The 1,218-nt window shown below is 64.0% G+C and carries 2 protein-coding genes and 1 pseudogene; 2 read left to right on the top strand and 1 reads right to left on the bottom strand.

All coding sequences use genetic code 11. The annotated features are described in order from the left end of the window. Together AC1DJT_RS36760 and AC1DJT_RS36755 are read left to right on the top strand one after the other, a co-directional pair. Positions 1-197, top strand: a pseudogene (locus AC1DJT_RS36760) (chromate transporter); the annotation flags it as partial. 95 nt (positions 198-292) lie between these two features. Next, a complete protein-coding gene (locus AC1DJT_RS36755; protein ID WP_476769766.1) occupies positions 293-673 on the top strand; it encodes a hypothetical protein in 381 nt (126 codons plus the stop codon). Positions 674-708: 35 nt separating this feature from the next. On the opposite strand, the gene AC1DJT_RS36750 is transcribed toward AC1DJT_RS36755, so the two are convergent. Next, the coding region (locus AC1DJT_RS36750; RefSeq protein ID WP_476836068.1) for a MurR/RpiR family transcriptional regulator at positions 709-1,218 on the bottom strand (510 nt) is incomplete at its 5' end.

Here is a 1,218-nt window from a genome sequence, read left to right as displayed (position 1 = left end):
TTTCAGAGCTGCGCGAGGTTCATAGGTTTGGCGTGACAGTCGACGTGCCTGAGCTCAGCTCCGTCAACATCCCGTCTCTGATCCTGACAATTGGCGCGCTGTTGGCGGTGTTTCGCTTCAAGGTCGGCATGATCGGGGTGCTGGCGGCATGCTCCGTCCTTGGGGTCCTCTTTGGATTCGTCACGGGATCGATCTAGCGGCCGGCCACGCACCTGTTCGCAGCCGACGCGGTCCTGGCGTTTGGAGCCAGGGCTGCTGGCGGCCGGCGGCTCACGCGCCACCGGAGATCTTGATGCGCATGAGAAGATGGGCCCTCCCCCTGTTCGCACTGGCAGCAGCCGGACAGATCTCGACGACATGGGCGCAGCATCGCCCCGAGCTGAAAGGCTTCAGGCGCATTCACGGCACAGCGATCGATCGCTTGATGTCGGGGAAGGAATTCAGTGACGGCGTGCACTGGCGTTACAGCTTCCAGCCCGGCGGCAACCTCACGGAATATGCGATGAGCCGCCGGCAGGATCTCCGCTGGTTCGCCAAGGGCGACGCGCTCTGCTGGCAATCAGCGCGGGGCGAGGACTGCTTCGAAGTCTGGACATCCAGCACAACATTGCAGCTTCAACCGCAAGGGCTGGGTGTGCCCTATGAGGGCAGGCTGTCGCGGCAAACGCGATAGGTCCGCCCGTGGGATGAGGTTCCCCTGCCCCCGGCTCAGAAGCGCTTGCTCGACAGGACGTCGAAGGTCTTGCCGATCGTCGCCAGGGCCTTGTCGTAATCGGCGAGCGATACACAGGCGATCAGCGCGTCGATGATGGCAAGTTGTGCGATCCGGCTAGTCATCGCCTCGGTGCGGAACTGCGTTTCGCGCGCCATCGTGTGCAGCACGATATCGGCATGGGCGAGCAGCGGCGACTTGCCGAAATTGGTGATGCAGATCGTCGTCGCGCCGGCTTCCTTGGCAAGTTTCGTGGCTGCAACCGTCTCGAGCGTGCTGCCGGAATGGGAGATGGTGATCACCGCCACGTCAGGCCCGGTCAACGAGGCGCTGATCGCCTGGACATGGGAATCGACCACGACCTTCGCCTCGATGCCGATGCGCAGCAGGCGGTAATTGGCATCCTCGGCGATCGGGGCCGCGCTGCCGATGCCGTAGAGCTCGACGCGGCGCGCCTTCAGGATCGCGGCGACCGCGGCCTCCATCGCCGTGGTGTCGAGCACCTT

This window comes from Allobosea sp. 05T422_2, assembly GCF_056396265.1.
The sequence above is the reverse complement of the archived record's forward strand: the minus strand, read 5'-3'. Positions and strand labels throughout refer to the sequence as shown.

Bases quoted from the DNA above. Each gene is read 5' to 3' on its own strand.
- AC1DJT_RS36755 (WP_476769766.1), top strand. From the start codon at position 293: ATGCGCATGAGAAGATGGGCCCTCCCCCTGTTCGCACTGGCAGCAGCC.